Annotated in this window: 16 protein-coding genes; 13 read left to right on the forward strand and 3 right to left on the reverse strand. The window is 41.7% G+C overall.

Annotation, left to right across the window (positions count from 1 at the left end):
• Positions 1–192 precede the first annotated feature (192 nt).
• On the forward strand, positions 193–1110 hold the full coding sequence (locus AC5JMF_RS14460) for a sensor histidine kinase (protein ID WP_495796420.1): 918 nt from the start codon (positions 193–195) through the stop codon (positions 1108–1110).
• Here the strand turns inward: AC5JMF_RS14460 and AC5JMF_RS14465 are convergent.
• On the reverse strand, positions 1058–1528 hold the full coding sequence (locus tag AC5JMF_RS14465; protein ID WP_495796421.1) for a GNAT family N-acetyltransferase: 471 nt from the start codon (positions 1526–1528) through the stop codon (positions 1058–1060). The two genes, AC5JMF_RS14460 and AC5JMF_RS14465, sit on opposite strands and share 53 nt — an antisense overlap.
• Before the next feature lie 391 nt (positions 1529–1919).
• On the opposite strand from AC5JMF_RS14465, the gene AC5JMF_RS14470 reads away from it, so the two are divergent.
• The 10 genes from AC5JMF_RS14470 to AC5JMF_RS14515 all read left to right on the forward strand — a co-directional run bounded on the left by AC5JMF_RS14470 (position 1920) and on the right by AC5JMF_RS14515 (position 10213).
• The gene (locus AC5JMF_RS14470) at positions 1920–2222 is read left to right on the forward strand and encodes a lasso peptide biosynthesis PqqD family chaperone (RefSeq protein WP_495796422.1); all 303 of its coding nucleotides are present in this window, start codon (positions 1920–1922) and stop codon (positions 2220–2222) included.
• Positions 2206–2643 (forward strand): lasso peptide biosynthesis B2 protein, encoded by a 438-nt coding sequence (locus AC5JMF_RS14475; RefSeq protein ID WP_495796423.1) that lies wholly within the window; start codon positions 2206–2208, stop codon positions 2641–2643. Before AC5JMF_RS14470 ends, AC5JMF_RS14475 begins: the two co-directional genes overlap by 17 nt.
• Positions 2640–4619 (forward strand): lasso peptide isopeptide bond-forming cyclase, encoded by a 1980-nt coding sequence (locus tag AC5JMF_RS14480; protein WP_495796424.1) that lies wholly within the window; start codon positions 2640–2642, stop codon positions 4617–4619. The genes AC5JMF_RS14475 and AC5JMF_RS14480 overlap by 4 nt, the downstream gene beginning before the upstream one ends.
• A gap of 177 nt (positions 4620–4796) precedes the next feature.
• Complete coding sequence (locus AC5JMF_RS14485; RefSeq protein ID WP_495796425.1) at positions 4797–4952, forward strand: hypothetical protein; 156 nt, start codon at positions 4797–4799, stop codon at positions 4950–4952.
• Between the two features lie 215 nt (positions 4953–5167).
• Positions 5168–5323: a hypothetical protein gene (locus AC5JMF_RS14490; protein WP_495796426.1), complete on the forward strand. Its 156-nt coding sequence runs from the start codon at positions 5168–5170 to the stop codon at positions 5321–5323.
• A 60-nt stretch (positions 5324–5383) separates the two neighbouring features.
• On the forward strand, positions 5384–5530 hold the full coding sequence (locus AC5JMF_RS14495; RefSeq protein WP_495796427.1) for a hypothetical protein: 147 nt from the start codon (positions 5384–5386) through the stop codon (positions 5528–5530).
• 251 nt (positions 5531–5781) lie between these two features.
• Positions 5782–6708: an HPr kinase/phosphorylase gene (locus tag AC5JMF_RS14500; RefSeq protein WP_495796428.1), complete on the forward strand. Its 927-nt coding sequence runs from the start codon at positions 5782–5784 to the stop codon at positions 6706–6708.
• A 131-nt stretch (positions 6709–6839) separates the two neighbouring features.
• Entirely contained in the window at positions 6840–8657 is a 1818-nt protein-coding gene (locus tag AC5JMF_RS14505) for an ABC transporter ATP-binding protein (protein ID WP_495796429.1), read from the forward strand.
• 146 nt (positions 8658–8803) lie between these two features.
• A complete protein-coding gene (locus AC5JMF_RS14510; protein ID WP_495796430.1) occupies positions 8804–9676 on the forward strand; it encodes an S-methyl-5'-thioadenosine phosphorylase in 873 nt (290 codons plus the stop codon).
• 63 nt (positions 9677–9739) lie between these two features.
• Positions 9740–10213 (forward strand): hypothetical protein, encoded by a 474-nt coding sequence (locus AC5JMF_RS14515; protein WP_495796431.1) that lies wholly within the window; start codon positions 9740–9742, stop codon positions 10211–10213.
• A 138-nt stretch (positions 10214–10351) separates the two neighbouring features.
• Here AC5JMF_RS14515 and AC5JMF_RS14520 read toward each other — a convergent pair whose 3' ends face one another.
• Positions 10352–12517 (reverse strand): caspase family protein, encoded by a 2166-nt coding sequence (locus tag AC5JMF_RS14520; protein ID WP_495796432.1) that lies wholly within the window; start codon positions 12515–12517, stop codon positions 10352–10354.
• A 283-nt stretch (positions 12518–12800) separates the two neighbouring features.
• Positions 12801–13982, reverse strand: a complete 1182-nt coding sequence (gene sat / locus AC5JMF_RS14525; protein ID WP_495796433.1) for a sulfate adenylyltransferase — start codon at positions 13980–13982, stop codon at positions 12801–12803.
• A 152-nt stretch (positions 13983–14134) separates the two neighbouring features.
• Between sat and lipA the strand changes: the two genes are divergently transcribed.
• Positions 14135–15007, forward strand: a complete 873-nt coding sequence (gene lipA / locus AC5JMF_RS14530; RefSeq protein ID WP_495796434.1) for a lipoyl synthase — start codon at positions 14135–14137, stop codon at positions 15005–15007.
• A gap of 162 nt (positions 15008–15169) precedes the next feature.
• Positions 15170–16090: an NAD(P)H-dependent glycerol-3-phosphate dehydrogenase gene (locus AC5JMF_RS14535; protein ID WP_495796435.1), complete on the forward strand. Its 921-nt coding sequence runs from the start codon at positions 15170–15172 to the stop codon at positions 16088–16090.
• Positions 16091–16356: the final 266 nt, after the last annotated feature.

Below are 16356 nucleotides of genomic sequence, written 5' to 3' on the forward strand. Positions count from 1 at the left end.
AGTCGCCTGCGGAGGGAAACCCTCCTTTACTCGCTGTCTCACCGCGTAAGCGCGTCAACCAAAACGCGAAATCTAAAAAACCTACCCATAAGAGCCGTCCCCGCGTCCTCTTCCCCAATCCCCAGTTCTGTAAAAATCTGGAACTTAATTCGAGATTGTTGTGATTAATAATAAGTTAATAATTGCTAAAATATGAATTGGAGCAACTGGATATATCTAGGAGCAGGGTTAGCGCTGGGAATAGGTTTTCGTGGGTTATTTACGCGCTTCTCAAACGCTTCATCAAACTCGTCCTCGGTGGAGTCATCAGATCAATCACAGCAGTTGCAGCAAACGCAGCTGGCATATGAAATGGCTAGGGAAATGAGCCAGTTTAAGGCAGGGTTTTTAGCGCGAACTACTCATGAATTGCGATCGCCTCTTAATGGTCTAATAGGCCTGCATCAGTTAATTTTGTCGGATTTGTGTGAAAATCCCGCTGAAGAACGAGAATTTATTGCCCAAGCTCACGAACGAACGCTAAAGTTGCTCAAGTTGCTGGATGAAATTCTCAGCGTTGCCAGAACAGAACATGGAACTAACAAATTAGATATTCAACCGATACCATTAGCTCAAGTTTTAGAAGAGGTTTATAACTTAACTTATATGCTGGCGGCAAACCGCAATTTTCCTTTGCAGATGTTACCCGCAGATCCAGAAATTTATGTTTTGGCTGATCGGCGGTGGCTTTGCCAAGTATTAATCAATTTAGTAGACAGTACCATTACTCACACACAGGAAGGAAATATATCTATTTCTAGTAGTGTGGTGTCTATGAGTAATTTGGCTCACATTTGGCTAGATGTGCCAACTCATGCTGTGCCTTTAAGTGAATATATTGATCTACTCAAAATTACAGATAAACCTCTGCAAACTGCTCAGACTCATCAAACACTTTCCCCAGGAATGAAGTTATTACTTAATCAAACTCTCATGGAAGTAATGGGAGGAAAGCTAGAAATTCTTTCTTCACCAACTACTAAAGAATCAAATCAGCAGCTTACTAGATTACAAATTTCTATCCCCCTGGTGATTCCTGAAATTGAATTTTTTCAAGAGGAAGGGAATTAAGATTAGCTCGATTGTATAGCACCATCGTAGTGGTAGTATTGGGCTGGAAACCAATCTTTTCGTAGAATTCTTGCTGATGAGTGGTCATGAGGTACACACGCTCAACACACTTCAAGCGGGGATGATTTAAAACTGTTTCTACTAAATTGCTTCCTAGCCCATTGCTACGGTACTCTGGATGAATCACAACATCCCAAATCGCGGCGCGATAGATGACATCGGAGGTTGCTCTGGCAAAGCCAATTAGCCGCTCTCCATCCCAGACAGAAAACACTGGGTCGCTATTGGCAATAGCTATGCTTAAATCTTTGATACTGCGTCCTTTAGCCCAGAAAGCTGAAACATTTAACAGATCTTGGAGTTGGTGAAGGTTAATTTCAGATTTGCGATCGCTAAATTGAATTTGAGGATATCTCATTTATCAAACCGATTTTGGTAATATCTTTTTTCTATCCCTGACATTCCCAATAGCGCCGTAATTGCTAGAGTTCGCCATCAGTTAGCTATATCGACAGGTGCGGCTTGTTCATCAGGATAGCATCTTGTACAACCTTGCTAATAGAAATACTGAGAATACCACTGAGATTATTTTTAGTAAAAAATTTACAAATCTGCCTTAATCAGAGATTTATGCAAGATTTTTTGGTAAAAAGCTCGTTATTTGTCTGACTTACTTCACAGAGACTTTATAAAATCCGGGATAATTTAAAACAATTAATAAAGATTTATCTGAGTATGGCAGTAAGTTTTAGAAAATGTTATAGATTAACCTTAGCTTAAAGAAAAATGCGTACAAAATTTTACTGAAAATGTCTGTAAAATTTATATTTGACTATTCCAGGGTAGTAGCAAGTCAAGACCAGATTTTCTCTGAACTGCAAGGAGAAGCAGTAATCCTTGATATCAAATCAGGGGTTTACTATGGTTTAAATCAAGTAGGAGCGAGCATTTGGAATCTAATTCAAACTCCGAAAACCGTGGCAGAAATTCGAGATGCTCTGTTGAACGAATATGACGTTGATGCTAAAGCCTGTGAAGCTGACATTTTGGTATTACTTGAAGAATTAGCAACCAAAGGATTGATCGAGATCAAAGATGAAGCCGCTGCTTAAATTGCTGCACCTAAATAACAGCGATCGCCACCTTTTGATCAATACTTTTATGTTGTTGGGGTTAGTCAAATTAGGATTGTGGTTGTTACCATTTCAAACTCTTAGACAAGTAATTGCTAACTTTAATCAACCGAACCCTAAACTAGACCAAACCTCCCTCAGCAAAATTATCTGGGCTGTTAACGTCAGCACTCGTTACATACCTAGTGGTGCTATGTGTCTGGCCCGCGCCTTGACTTGCCAAGTATTGATGAGTCGGCGCAGTTATTCACCAGAACTCTGTATTGGAGTTGCTAAGACAGACAAAGGAAAACTAGAAGCTCATGCATGGGTTGAAAGTCAAGGCCAGATTATAGTTGGTGATCTGACAGACCTTGGACGCTTTACTCGACTGCCATATCTTCCGGGTAACAGACTATGAGCGGGATCAATGGTATCTACCACCTCAACGGCCAACCAATTGACCATAAACAACTTTGGCGTATGGTCAACATTCTTAGCCATCGGGGGCCTGATGGCTCCGATGTATGGTACTCCGGGAGTGTCGGCTTGGGTCATCAGATGTTGTGGACTACTCCCGAATCTTTACTAGAAAAGCTACCTGTTGTCAATCAAACTAATAATTTAGCCATTACAGCAGATATACGCTTAGATAATCGCGAGCAACTCATCTGTGCATTGCGCTTAAGCAACTATCCATCAAAGCAAATACCTGATAGCCAGTTGGTACTAGCCGCTTACGAAAAATGGGGTGAGCAGTGTGTGGAGCATTTATTAGGTGACTTTGCCTTTGCGATTTGGGATCAGCGCCAGCAAACTTTATTTTGTGCCAGAGACCATTTTGGTATTAAACCTTTCTACTACTACTCATCTCCACGCATTTTTGTTTTTGCCAGCGAGATGAAAGCGATCTTTTGCTTACCAGATGTCCCTCGCCAAATCAATGAAGTGAGAATAGGCGACTATCTCACCTCTATGTTTCACGAAACAGATATCACCTCTTACCAACACATCTTGCGATTACCTCCCGCTCACACCATGACTGTGAGTGCTAAAGGTGTAAAATTACAATCATATTGGTCTGTTGACCCCCACAAAGAATTACATCTAAGCTCAGACCAAGAATATGCTGAAGCCTTTCGCGAAATTTTTAGTCAGGCAGTACAGTGTCGCCTGCGTAGTGCCTTCCCCATAGGCTCACAGTTGAGTGGTGGACTAGATTCATCCTCAATTACTTGTATGGCCAGGAAATTACTCGCAGAAAATGGAGGGCAACGCTTACACACCTTCTCAGCAATCTTTGATCAATTGGCAGAATGTGACGAACGTCAATACATCAGAGCAGTCATAGCTCAAGGTGGACTAGAACCGCATTATGTCAATGGAGATCAACTGAGTCCGTTGCAGAACCTAGAGCAGATGTTTTGGCATCAGGATGAAGCCTTTTATGCACCTAACTGGTCTATGGGTTGGGCGTTATATGGAGCAATTAAACAGCAAGGTGTTCGTGTCGTTTTTGATGGTTTTGATGGCGATAATGTCGTGTCGGATGGTTACGGTTACTTAAGCGAATTAGCAAAAGCAGGCCGCTGGCTAAGTTTGACCACAGAAATCAGAGAATTAGCCAAAACATTCGATGTGGATTCTAAAAGCTGGTTGTGGAGTTATGTTAAACACTATGGAATTAAACCCACAATTGCTAAATATCCAGTCTTAAAAAGATTACAACAGAGTTGGAAATCACTTACTCACTCCAAGCGTGATCAAAATCCCCAATCTCCTAGCCGTCCTGCTTGGAGCGCCATATTAAATCCTGAGTTTGTCGAGCGTATCGGTTTAGAGAAGCGCCGTCAAGCTTGGCAACAAATCCAAAGTCACTTTGGTCAAGATGAAAGAGAACGGCATTATCGCAACATTGCTACTCAAGGTTTAACGTCATTTGCAGCGGAGACCCTCGATAAAACTACTGCTGCCTTTGGAATTGAGCAACGCTATCCCTTTTGGGACAGGCGGTTGGTGGAATTCTGTCTCTCTTTGCCTGCTGAGCAAAAGCTCAGCATGGGATGGAACCGCGTTGTGATGCGTCGGGCAATGGCTAATATTTTACCAAAAGAAGTGCAGTGGCGGCGGGGCAAAGCAGATTTTTCTCCAAATCTTGTCCACGGTTTATTGTCTTTTGAGCAAGAGCGTTTGGACAATTTAATGGCTCATGATGTAAAAATCCTTGCAGAATATGTAGATATCATCGCTTTTAAAGAGATTTATCAACGATTTGTCTTGTCAAAAACCACCGGCAAGGATGCGATCGCAATTTGGTTGGTGATTTCTTTATCTTTATGGTTGCAGTATACTGCACGCGATCGCCCCGGTGAACTGGCAACATCTTCATCTTGTTAAAAGGCTTTATTTGACATATTAGATCATTGTCCTGTTGGCTGTTTTTTCTCAATTACACCCAACAGCACAGCGAGTTTAGTCATCTAAATCGTGTGATTTCACACTCAGCTGTCATTTAGGTTCTAAATAGAGCCAAAGTTAAAAATCAATCATCAACAAGCAGCAAAGGAGGAAACCATGACTTTTAATAAAAAGTCTTATACTCAGCCCCAACTCACTGTTTACGGTGAAGTCGAAGTCCTAACCAAAGGTGTCGGTAAGGGCGAATCTTTAGATAAAGATTTTCCTATCGGAACCCCCAAAGGCGATTTGACTTTCTCTGGAACTTTTTAGTTTCATCAACTGGTCGCGGCGACTGGGAAAAGTTTTTTAAAATTTGGTAGTGGGTAAAAGCCCCTACCACAATTTCTCGATTTTACACCCAGTCCCTTTTACTCTTGAATAGGGAATAAGTGCAGAGAAAAACTGTTAAGAGTTCCCTATTAAGAGTTCCTTTATTCGATGATTACCTATGTAATTTATCAAGCAACAACTAGCACAGAAAAACCATGAATAACCATAAAAAGCCCTACACCCAACCCAAACTCACCATTTATGGTGAAGTCGAAGTCTTAACCCAAGGCAATAGTGATGGCGCAGACCTAGATAAGGATTTTCCAACAGGTACTCCCAAAAGTAACCTAACTTTCTCTGGTACTTTTTAGTCTCAGAACTGACTAGAGCTTCAATCAACAAAAAATCAACAAACAGCAAAGCACAAAACCATGAATTCCAATAAAAAGCCTTATGCTCAACCCAAACTCAATGTCTATGGCGAAGTTGAAGTTCTAACCAAAGGCCATAGTGATGGCGAAAACCTAGACAAAGATTTCCCAACAGGAACTCCTAGAGGTGAACTGACTTTCTCCTAATCTGAGTTTAAGGTAGCGCATCAGCGTAGATTAGGATATCTAAGTTAAAGCTTAGATATTCTAAATAACTTAACTCTAACTGTTAAATTTTGTTCTTTAACTACCTCTGTTTAGCTAATCTCTAAACAGAGGTATTTACTAACGTATAATAAACATTTTTGCATCTATACCAATCCTAAATCATTCGTTTCACAAATTTAGATAGGATTGCTAGTGTTCCCTGCCATACACCCTAAATGGAGTTCATTAAGATGTATTTTTATCAGGCTTACGGTTTAGATATTTGCTCAGTATTACCTCTACCAGAACTGCAAAGTTCAACACAGATAGAAGCAGACATAGTTATTCGCTATGGAGAAATAAATTGGTCTTTACCCACACCTACCCCATCATGGAATTACTTTCATCTTGATGGCGAATCAGCGTATTTATATTGGGAAGTAGTGGGTAAATTTCTAGTGCGTTCTGGTAAAGAAATTATTATTGATCCGTTGCCTAATGTTGAAGAAAGCGTTATGCGTTTGCCTTTATTAGGAGCAGTTTTAGGAATGCTGCTGCACCAGCGACAGTTTTTAGTGTTGCATGGTAGCGCTGTTGCCGTTGATGGTAACGCGGTTGTCTTTTTGGGGCGCTCAGGACAAGGTAAGTCTACCATGGCAGCCACCCTCTATGGGCGGGGTCACAAACTGATAGCGGATGATGTAGCTGCTGTGAATGTTGACAGTATCGCTGAACCTGTATTGCTTCCAGGATTTCCCCGAATCAAGCTTTGGCCAGATGCAGCTACAGCCGCTTTGGGTGATGATCCACAAAGCTTGAGAAAGATTCACCCAGAAGTTGAAAAACGCGATCGCCCCACAGTTGATAATTTTTTACAATCATCATTGACCCTCAAGCGGATCTACGTACTTTCTGTAGGTTCAACCGTACAAATCAAACCTCTCCAACCGACAGAAGCAGTAACCCAGCTAATTGCCAATTCCTACATCCCCATGTTAATTGGTAAAAAGTTTATTCAAAGTGCCAAGGCCCCTTTGCACTTACATCAATGCACAAACTTAGCCAAAAGTCTACCTCTTTATAATTTAGAACGCCCCCGCTCTCTAGACTTATTGCCTGATGTAGCAAGTTTAGTAGAAACCGATTTAGCAAGCCAGACTCAACCCGCAACATTATAGATTAGGAATCCTATCGAAAAGCCTTCTTCCCCACTCCCCATACTTCTTTTTCAAAGACGCTAACGCGTAGCAAGATCCCCGCAGGGTAAGACTTTGCTCAGTACAAGCTCCCTACTACCCACTTCCACCCTATGCGAGCAGGCAAAACCATTAAACAAACAATTCAACAAACCCTACATCTTGTACCTGCTTTACGCTTAGTATGGCAAAGTAGTCCTGGTTGGACGATCGCCCGCATAATATTATTAGTCATTCAAGGCATCCTACCAGTAGTATCAATTTATCTCACCAAACTAGTCATAGATACAGTAGTTGCCAACCTTAGCGTTGCAGATAAAACAGTTGGCTTTGGCAATGTCATCCTCTGGGTTGTCCTGGCTGGTGCAGTTACCTTAGTCAGTAGTATTTGCAACTCCTTGAGCGAACTAGTCGTTACTGCACATTCCCAGCAGGTAACTGATTACATGCAAGGGATTATTAACACCAAATCAATTGCAGCCGATTTAGAATACTACGAGAATTCTAAATATTACGATGCCTTGCAACGAGCGCAACATGAAGCTCCCTACCGACCACCAGAAATTTTAAATCGGTTAGCACAGGTTGGTCAAAATAGTATTTCCCTAGTAGCAATGGTGGGACTGTTGCTATCACTTCATTGGGGAATTATTGGCATCTTATTTGTGGCAGCGCTTCCAGCTCTGGTGGTACGGTTAAAATACAGTCGCATCATGTATCGCTGGCAACGGAAAAAAACACAGTCAGAACGGCAAGCAATGTATCTCGGTTGGATGCTGACATCAGACCAATTCGCCAAAGAAATTCGCTTATTTAATTTAGGCGACTACTTTAGTCAATGGTATCTTCGTATCCGGCGGCAGATATATAAGGAAAGGATAGTCATTCTCATTAAACGTTCTGCGGCTAATTTTGGGGCAGAAGCAGTAGCAAGTATGTTTATTTTTGCTGTCTATGCTTACATCATTTATCAAGCCATCCAAGGAGTCCTGCGCTTGGGTGATTTAGTCCTTTATCATCAAGCATTGCAACGAGGACAGAACGATATTAGAGGTCTGTTAGTTAGTTTATCTAATCTTTATGAAGATAATCTATTTTTGGCTAACCTTTATGAATTTCTTGACCTGAAACCTAAATTGGTGGAACCTGTAAATCCTCAGCCAATTCCCCAACCAATGAAAACAGGTATCGTTTTCAACCAAGTAAATTTTCAGTACACTACCACTACTCGTCAGGCACTGAAAAACATCAACTTGACAATTCGACCAGGGGAAGTAGTGGCGCTTGTGGGGGAAAACGGTTCTGGAAAAACCACCTTAATTAAACTTTTGTGTCGTCTGTATGATCCAACAGAGGGTAGTATCACTATCGATGGCATTGACCTCAGCCAGTATAAAATCGCAGAATTGCGCCGTGAAATCAGCGTGATTTTTCAAGACTATGCCAAGTACCACTTTACGGCACAGGAAAATATTTGGTTAGGCAATATAGACCTACCACCACAACAAGATAGTATTATTGATGCTGCGCGGCGTTCTGGTGCTGATGATGTGATCACTAAATTGCCCCAAGGTTATGACACAATTTTGGGTAAATTATTTGATGAAGGTGAAGAACTGAGTATTGGTCAGTGGCAAAAAGTAGCATTGGCGCGAGCATTTCTGCGTAATTCGCAAGTGATTGTTTTAGATGAACCCAGTAGCGCCATGGATCCCAAAGCCGAATATGAAGTGTTTGAACAGTTCCGCCAACTGATTAAAAATCAAACTGCGATCCTCATTAGCCACCGTTTGTCTACAGTAAAAATGGCCGATCGCATTTACGTGATGGCAAATGGCAGTATTGTTGAAAATGGTACTCACGAAGAACTCATGCAGCTAGGTGGTACTTATGCATACTTATTTGAAACTCAAGCTCAAAACTACAGGTGATGGGGAACTCTTAATAGGGAACAGAGGAAGAAATAGAGAGGCTCTACCGAAGCATAAAAAAATACTCATTACTCATTTATGGCTTTTTTGCTATGCCTCTTTTCGGTAAAATAACTTGAGGTTCAGCAAAGAACAATTTCATCATCATGAATCAAGCTAAAATTGGGATTATTAGTGGTAGCGGTCTTTACAAGATGGATGCGCTCCAGGATGTAGAAGAAATACAAGTTCAGACTCCTTTCGGCTCACCATCTGATGCTTTGATTCTGGGAACACTAGGGCAAAATAGAGTAGCCTTTTTAGCTCGTCACGGTCGTAATCATACCTTATTACCCTCCGAGTTGCCATTTCGCGCCAACATCTATGCAATGAAACAACTGGGTGTAGAGTATTTAATTTCAGCCAGTGCTGTTGGTTCCTTGAAAGCAGAAGCTAAACCACTGGATATGGTGGTACCAGATCAATTTATTGACAGAACGAAAAATCGGGTTTCGACATTTTTCGGAGACGGAATTGTGGCTCACATTGCCTTTGGCGATCCGATTTGTCAGAATCTAGCTGGAGTGTTGGCAGATGCGATCGCTTGTCTTAATTTACCAGAAGTCACTCTTCATCGCGGCGGTACATATGTGTGCATGGAAGGCCCAGCATTTTCGACTAAAGCAGAATCGCATCTTTACCGTAGCTGGGGTGCAACCGTAATTGGCATGACAAACTTACCAGAGGCCAAGTTAGCCAGAGAAGCAGAAATCGCCTATGCAACCTTAGCATTGGTAACAGATTACGATTGTTGGCATCCAGACCACGATAGTGTCACGGTAGAAATGATAATTGGTAATTTGCAGCGTAATGCAGTCAATGCTCAAAAAGTGATTCAAGAAACTGTGCGGCGTTTGAGTGAAAATCCACCACCTAGCGATGCACATTCTGCTTTAAAGTATGCAATTTTGACTCAGTTGGATAAAGCGCCAGCAGCGGCGAAACAGAAGTTGGGTCTATTATTGCAAAAATATTTGTAAAAAACTTGGAGAGGAACTATGGTTTTAACCCAAATATATAGTTAAGAAAATCATTGTCGCTTTATGAATACAAACATCCATACTCCAGTAACAACTAGTAGTAAATGCTTGCTAGTAACTGAAGGTTACAAGATTATATTTAACTTGAAAAGCTTAGAAACAACAAAACAATATATGGATTTAATTGTTAAATTTCAACTCGATCCAAATCTTGCTTTTGTGGCGGTAAAGTCTCAACCAGCTTTGATTAGTATTACAGATTTAAAACGCCTTGTAACTTATTTTGAGGAACATATTGCTCAGTTACAAGAGAACCCTAATAGGGAGTCTTATACTTTTCTCACTTGTGATCTTGGTTTTCAGGTGCAAGCCTTATCAGGAGAAGTGCGATCGCCTCATGAAGGAGAATTTAGTATTAGATTTATGGTAAATGTCGGTCAAAATAATGCTGAAGCTTCCCGAACTTATGTTGGTGGCGAATCTGTAGTTACGCTCGAAAATATTCAAAGCTTCACTTCTTCTCTTCAAGAGTTGTGATCACAACCAGATTGTCAATAAACTTTTTGATAAATTACAAATCTGCAAGATTTCCGACTGTATCTGTATCAATCTTAAGGTACTAAAGAACCAAATTTCTTTGCATCAGCTCTAACGATCAGTCTTCAAGCGAAGATATTACATAACTTGAAAGTTAAAGCTAAAACTTGCCCAATTATTCACATCTAACACATAAGAGTCAGCAGCTGTACCGTTAATTTCTGCTTTAACTGTGGTGGCGGCGTTATGTAAATCTTGCAGCAAGGCTTGTGCTACTTCCAAGGAATTCAACAATGAACCAATTGGCTGTTGATCAGTTGTCGGATTTTTGGCAGCATATAAGGCCGCGAGAGTTTCATCAAAGGGATGAGTACAGAGAATGAGTTGATGTTCGCAAAAGAAAGCTGGCCCAGAAACTACCCATTCAGACGCGGTAGTAGTTTGCGGTAAAGTGAGAGTCTCACCAGGGGGAATAACGACTTGTGTAAGCAACTGTTTAGTATCGGAAATGTTCGTTTCCTGTAGAGTTGTCCAAGGGTAGAAAGCGACACCTGTCTTATTATTCTTTAATCCCAGTAACATTAAATATACTGGGCGATCGCTTTGGTTTTGCACTCGATACTGCATCCGACTGCCAATAGGCACAACAGCAGTAGATTCTGAATGCTGAGTTTTGAGTGATTTGCTCATTGAAGTTTCCGCACTCAAAGTCCTCACTGTTTCGCGTTGCATAACTATCCGAGGTGATACGCCAAAAATCTCTAAAGTTGCTTGGACTGCCAAGCGAGAAGAACCTTCATTTTCTGTAAGTCGCCACAACTTAGCTGCCAGAAGAGTTTGGAATTTCGGTGTTAACCGCTGTACTGCTAATTTCACCGCTTCCCCAATTTCCCCACTAGTGTTGGAAATTAGCTCACCATCAAGAGAAAATAGACCATAGCGACTAGGAGTTTGCTGTAATTTACCAAAAATATAATCAGCTGGTTGTTCTCCTGCTACTACACCAGACACATGAGCAATGGTAGCAAAAGCACTGGTAGCATCTACCCGTTCAATTCTTTCGAGTTGATTATCTAAAGCGACTACTAAACCAATATTCCGAGGTAAAACCCTGACAGTTTCTTGAACGAGTTGTCCAACTTCTAGAGGGATTTTACCATCAACGCTAATAACTTGAGCTTTTGCCGTTAACCCAGCACGCGATCGCACCTGTAAAGATGTTTCTTGTGCTAACCCCTCTGCTGTTACTAAAGCAAATCGAGAATTAACCCCGTAGTATTCCAGCACTTGTGTAGGTAATCCTCCTAACCACAAATGCACCGTTTTACCATCCTCTTCAATTGCTGTGACAGTTCCTTCTGCGCCATTGTTGGGTTGTCCAAGCACAGATGCAACATTTAACATCTCCAGCTGCCGTAAGTTTTTTTGATTGCTCAATAACCCTGGTTGCTGTTTGCTACCTAACTTGTGCAAAGAACTGCTCACATGGGAAAGCACCACTTGAATTGTTGTAGCTGGAGTAGTTTCCCACAAATACTGTGTCAAAGCATAGGTAAATAATCCCGCACTCAAGCCAGAAAGCAATGCTTCCCTGGCTAACTGCTTTGGTTCTGAGGTAGCTGTTAGGATTAGGGGATTGAATTTTGAGTCTTGAGTTTTGAGTTGCTTGAGAAATTCCAGTTCTTGTGCTGCTAGCTGTGCTGCTTCTAACTCTTGCCGCGCGCGAATTCGCAGCCCTGTTGGCTGGACTGTAGTTGGAGCATTGTAACTAGTATCCAACACAGCTATTACCTTGTCTGTAGGTAGCGATCGCAAAAGCAACAACAAGGTTTCTTCTAATAAATAGTTGACTATCTTCTCATCTTGTGCAACTTGATTTTCACTTGCTGGCACCAGAGCATTTTGTGCTTCTGATAACATTTCTAACTTGATACGGGTGCCATAGCCGCTAAAGTGAAAGAAGACGACATCACCAGGTTTGGCTTGCTTCCCGAAATGATCCAAAAAAGCTGCCTCAATAAATTCTCGACTCGCTTGTTCCTCAGTTAAAGTCAAGATATCTGAGCCTTGAAAGCCAAACCGATACATTAACAATTCTCTTTGCAGTTCTACATCAGTCAGACAACCACTAAGAGATGGAATTTTCTGATATTGATTGATGCCAATCAATAATGCTAACTTACGCAGATTAGGTTGTGCTAGAGCTTGATAATAGTGATTTCCCAGAGTCAACCACTCAGCCTCAGTCACACCCAAAATTGCAAGTATCGAGCCAATCCTTTGTAAAAACGTCCGCCTTTTCATAATTAGCTATCAGCCCATCTGCTCAAAGCTTAAAGGGCTGAAGTTTTAGTGTAAAGTTGTAGTTTATACTGTTGCATTTACTTATTGCTCGTACCCCTTTTGAAGCAGAGTATCAGGGGGTATGGGCATTAGGGTGCAAGGCAAAAGATAACACATTTGCCCCAAAGAGTAGCTTTATAACTGCTGAATCTTAATTTATAGATCTAAAAAATTAAATCTCAATTCAGCGAACCTATTTATTTTCAGGTTCTCTGCATCCTGATCCCCTAGCAAGCAATTTCTTCTAAACCAATATTTGCACACCACGCATTGTCCGGGCCAACTCTGCTGCCACTTCAGGACGAGAAAACTCTGGTGGAGGCATTTCCCCCCGTCGGAGCATTTCTCTAACCTTCGTTCCCGATAAGTGAATTCGTTCCTCTGGCTTGCTGGGACTTGTTTTAGTTGTCGCCATCTGTTTAGTGCGCGTACAGTAGAAAGCATGTTCAAATTTCATTGGCACAATACCCAATTCATCAGGCGCAAATTCATCAAAAATGTACTGAGCATCGTAAGTGCCGTAATAATCACCAACACCAGCATGATCCCGTCCCACAATAAAGTGAGTACAACCGTAGTTTTTACGAACTAAAGCGTGGAAAATTGCCTCACGAGGGCCAGCATAACGCATAGCTGCTGGATTAATTGCTAAAATTACCCGGTCTAGGGGGTAGTAGTGTTCTAAAAGAATTTCATAGCAGCGCATCCGCACATCAGCCGGAATATCATCTTCTTTTGTGGCCCCCACCAAAGGATGTAGAAATAGACCATCAACCGTTTCTAAAGCGCACTTTTGAATATATTCATGGGCGCGGTGGATAGGGTTGCGAGTTTGGAAGCCAACGATCGTTTTCCAACCCTGATCTCTAAACATTTGGCGTGAAGCAGCAGGATCGATTTGATAGGTAGGAAATTGCGGATGGGAATCGCGTTCTAAAAGCCAAACATCTCCTGCAAGATTTACAGAACCTTGATTATAAACTACCTGTACACCAGGATGTTTTGCATCATCAGTACGGTAGACATTAATCGCCTCGCGGGTTTTATCATATTGATATTTTTGTGCCAGTTGCAAAACCCCGATAAATTTTCCTTGAGGATTATCCAAGCGAATCAAACCGCCTTCTTTGAGGGGAGAAGCGACTTCTGCCTCTACCGACAGTGTAATTGGAATCGACCACACAAGACCGTTCGCCAATCGCATATCTGTGACTACGCGATCGTAGTCTTCTTGGTTCATAAAACCCGTGAGTGGACTAAAACCACCAATCGCAATCATTTCTAAATCAGAAACAGCTCGTTCATCAAGCTGCACTCGCGGCAAAAAGTCGGCTTTTGAGAGAAATTCTGCCTTTTGCTCAGTTGTGGCGACGCGATTAACCAACTGTCCACCGTGGGGGGCAATGGCATCTTGATAGTGACTCAACTTAATCCCCTCTTTGCGTTAACTGCTATTGTTTCAAACCATGTACTTAACTTATCAAAATCCTGGTACGGAGAGATAAATAGTTTGAATTCCCCATTCCCAATTGCTTGCTACCATTAAACTGACAAGACTTGAAATAGTAAAAGTAGACTGTGACTTTAAAACCAGACTGGTTGCGGGTAAAAGCACCTCAATGGGAACGCGTCGGTAACGTCAAAGACATTTTGCGGGATTTATCCCTCAATACGGTTTGCGAGGAAGCATCCTGTCCAAATATTGGTGAATGCTTTAACGCTGGCACTGCCACATTCTTGATTATGGGGCCGGCTTGTACGCGTGCTTGTCCTTACTGTGATATAGATTTTGACAAAAAACCCAAACCACTAGACCCCACCGAACCTGCACGATTAGCAGAGGCTGTTCACCGCCTAAAACTCAATCATGTAGTCATCACTTCCGTCAATCGAGATGATTTACCTGACGGTGGTGCATCTCAATTCGTGCGGTGTATCGAAGCAGTTCGCACCATTTCCCCTCAAACCACAATTGAGGTGCTAATCCCTGATTTGTGCGGCAATTGGAATGCTTTAGAAATAATTCTGCAAGCTGCACCGGAAGTCTTAAACCACAATACCGAGACAGTTCCGCGCCTATATCGTCGGGTACGTCCCCAAGGTAACTACGATCGCACTATGGAATTACTATTGCGATCCCGTCAAATCAATCCTGCCGCATACACCAAATCCGGGATCATGGTTGGACTCGGTGAAACTGACACAGAAGTCCGTCAAGTCATGCAAGACTTGCGAGTAGTGGATTGTGATATTTTGACAATTGGGCAATACCTCCAACCCAGCCAAAAACATTTACAAGTAGATGCATTTATCCCACCAGAACAATTTGCCGCCTGGAAAGCATTCGGCGAAGAACTAGGATTTTTACAAGTTGTCTCCTCGCCCTTGACAAGAAGCTCATATCATGCAGAGCAAGTTAGGGAATTGATAGAACGTTACCCCCGCAGCTGAGATCAGTTGATGCACCTCTAAGTTTCAAAAACGCAAAGATGCGGGGACACGGTGACGCGAAGGTATAACTTGAATGACCAATGATCAATGACCATTAAAAAAGAACAGCAAATACAAAACTATTCCCTATTCCCTATTCCCTATTCCCCTCTTCGATAACCAATGACTAATCCACAATCCGTAGCTATTTTGGGAGGAGGTGCTTGGGGTACAGCGCTAGCATCTCTAGCAGCAGCGAACGGTCATAGGGTGTGTGTGTGGTGGCGTCGGGGATCGGAAACTTTAGAAGCAGTATTAAAAGGTTCCCAAATAATCCTGTCTGCTATTTCTATGAAAGGTGTAGCAGACGTTGCCTCTCAAGTTCAGTCTTTGAAGCTGTCCCCAGAAACAATATTTGTCACCGCAACTAAAGGTTTAGATCCCCAAACCACCTCTACACCGTCACAAATTTGGCAAAAAACATTTCCCCATCATCCAATAGTTGTCCTCTCTGGGCCAAATTTATCTCAAGAAATTCAACAGGAATTACCAGCTGCCACAGTAGTTGCTAGCCATAATATTACTGCCGCTGAATTAGTTCAAACAGTGTTTTCTTCTAATCGTTTTCGGGTCTATACAAATACCGATCCTTTAGGAGTCGAATTAGGGGGAACAGTCAAAAATGTAATTGCGATCGCATCTGGTGTATGTGATGGTTTACGATTAGGCACTAATGCTAAAGCCGCTTTAGTTACTCGTGGACTTACAGAAATGGTTCGCATTGGTAATATCTGGGGTGCGAAAACAGAAACATTTTACGGTTTATCAGGTCTAGGAGACTTACTTGCAACCTGCAACAGTTCCTTAAGCCGCAATTATCAAGTCGGCTATCAATTAGCTGATGGCAAGACACTAACAGAAATATTGGCCAATTTACAAGGAACCGCTGAAGGAGTGAATACTTGTCAGGTTTTAATGCAAGTGGCCCAAAAACAACATATTGCCATGCCAATTACCGAGCAAGTTTATCATCTAATTCAAGGAGAAATCACACCCCAGCAAGCACTTGATGAATTGATGTTGCGAAATATCAAGCCAGAGTAAGAGTATTCAAAATTCAAAATTCAAAATTTCAGTATTCGTTCTCCAAAAAATATTTCTGAACTATTTTTACAACAAGCAAGAAAAATTTTTCCCATACTTCGACTCCGCTCAGTACGAGTTCTCTATTACCTAGTACCCCTATTCCCTCATCATTCATTAGCTATACTTATTACCGAATAATCCGTAGAAAGAAATTGAAAAATCGTCAGGAAATTACTTTCATAGGCATGTAAGTATGACTATGCCAAATATAAATGTAATTTTCA

Source organism: Desmonostoc vinosum (assembly GCF_059505385.1).

What these genes read in the sequence shown, in the direction of transcription:
- AC5JMF_RS14490 (WP_495796426.1), top strand. Translation starts at nt 5,168, where the DNA reads ATGAATAACCATAAAAAGCCCTACACCCAACCCAAACTCACCATTTAT.
- AC5JMF_RS14465 (WP_495796421.1), bottom strand. Translation starts at nt 1,528, where the DNA reads ATGAGATATCCTCAAATTCAATTTAGCGATCGCAAATCTGAAATTAAC.
- AC5JMF_RS14480 (WP_495796424.1), top strand. Translation starts at nt 2,640, where the DNA reads ATGAGCGGGATCAATGGTATCTACCACCTCAACGGCCAACCAATTGAC.
- AC5JMF_RS14515 (WP_495796431.1), top strand. Translation starts at nt 9,740, where the DNA reads ATGAATACAAACATCCATACTCCAGTAACAACTAGTAGTAAATGCTTG.
- AC5JMF_RS14535 (WP_495796435.1), top strand. Translation starts at nt 15,170, where the DNA reads ATGACTAATCCACAATCCGTAGCTATTTTGGGAGGAGGTGCTTGGGGT.
- AC5JMF_RS14505 (WP_495796429.1), top strand. Translation starts at nt 6,840, where the DNA reads ATGCGAGCAGGCAAAACCATTAAACAAACAATTCAACAAACCCTACAT.
- AC5JMF_RS14510 (WP_495796430.1), top strand. Translation starts at nt 8,804, where the DNA reads ATGAATCAAGCTAAAATTGGGATTATTAGTGGTAGCGGTCTTTACAAG.
- AC5JMF_RS14495 (WP_495796427.1), top strand. Translation starts at nt 5,384, where the DNA reads ATGAATTCCAATAAAAAGCCTTATGCTCAACCCAAACTCAATGTCTAT.
- AC5JMF_RS14475 (WP_495796423.1), top strand. Translation starts at nt 2,206, where the DNA reads ATGAAGCCGCTGCTTAAATTGCTGCACCTAAATAACAGCGATCGCCAC.
- AC5JMF_RS14500 (WP_495796428.1), top strand. Translation starts at nt 5,782, where the DNA reads ATGTATTTTTATCAGGCTTACGGTTTAGATATTTGCTCAGTATTACCT.
- AC5JMF_RS14485 (WP_495796425.1), top strand. Translation starts at nt 4,797, where the DNA reads ATGACTTTTAATAAAAAGTCTTATACTCAGCCCCAACTCACTGTTTAC.
- AC5JMF_RS14470 (WP_495796422.1), top strand. Translation starts at nt 1,920, where the DNA reads ATGTCTGTAAAATTTATATTTGACTATTCCAGGGTAGTAGCAAGTCAA.
- AC5JMF_RS14520 (WP_495796432.1), bottom strand. Translation starts at nt 12,517, where the DNA reads ATGAAAAGGCGGACGTTTTTACAAAGGATTGGCTCGATACTTGCAATT.
- AC5JMF_RS14460 (WP_495796420.1), top strand. Translation starts at nt 193, where the DNA reads ATGAATTGGAGCAACTGGATATATCTAGGAGCAGGGTTAGCGCTGGGA.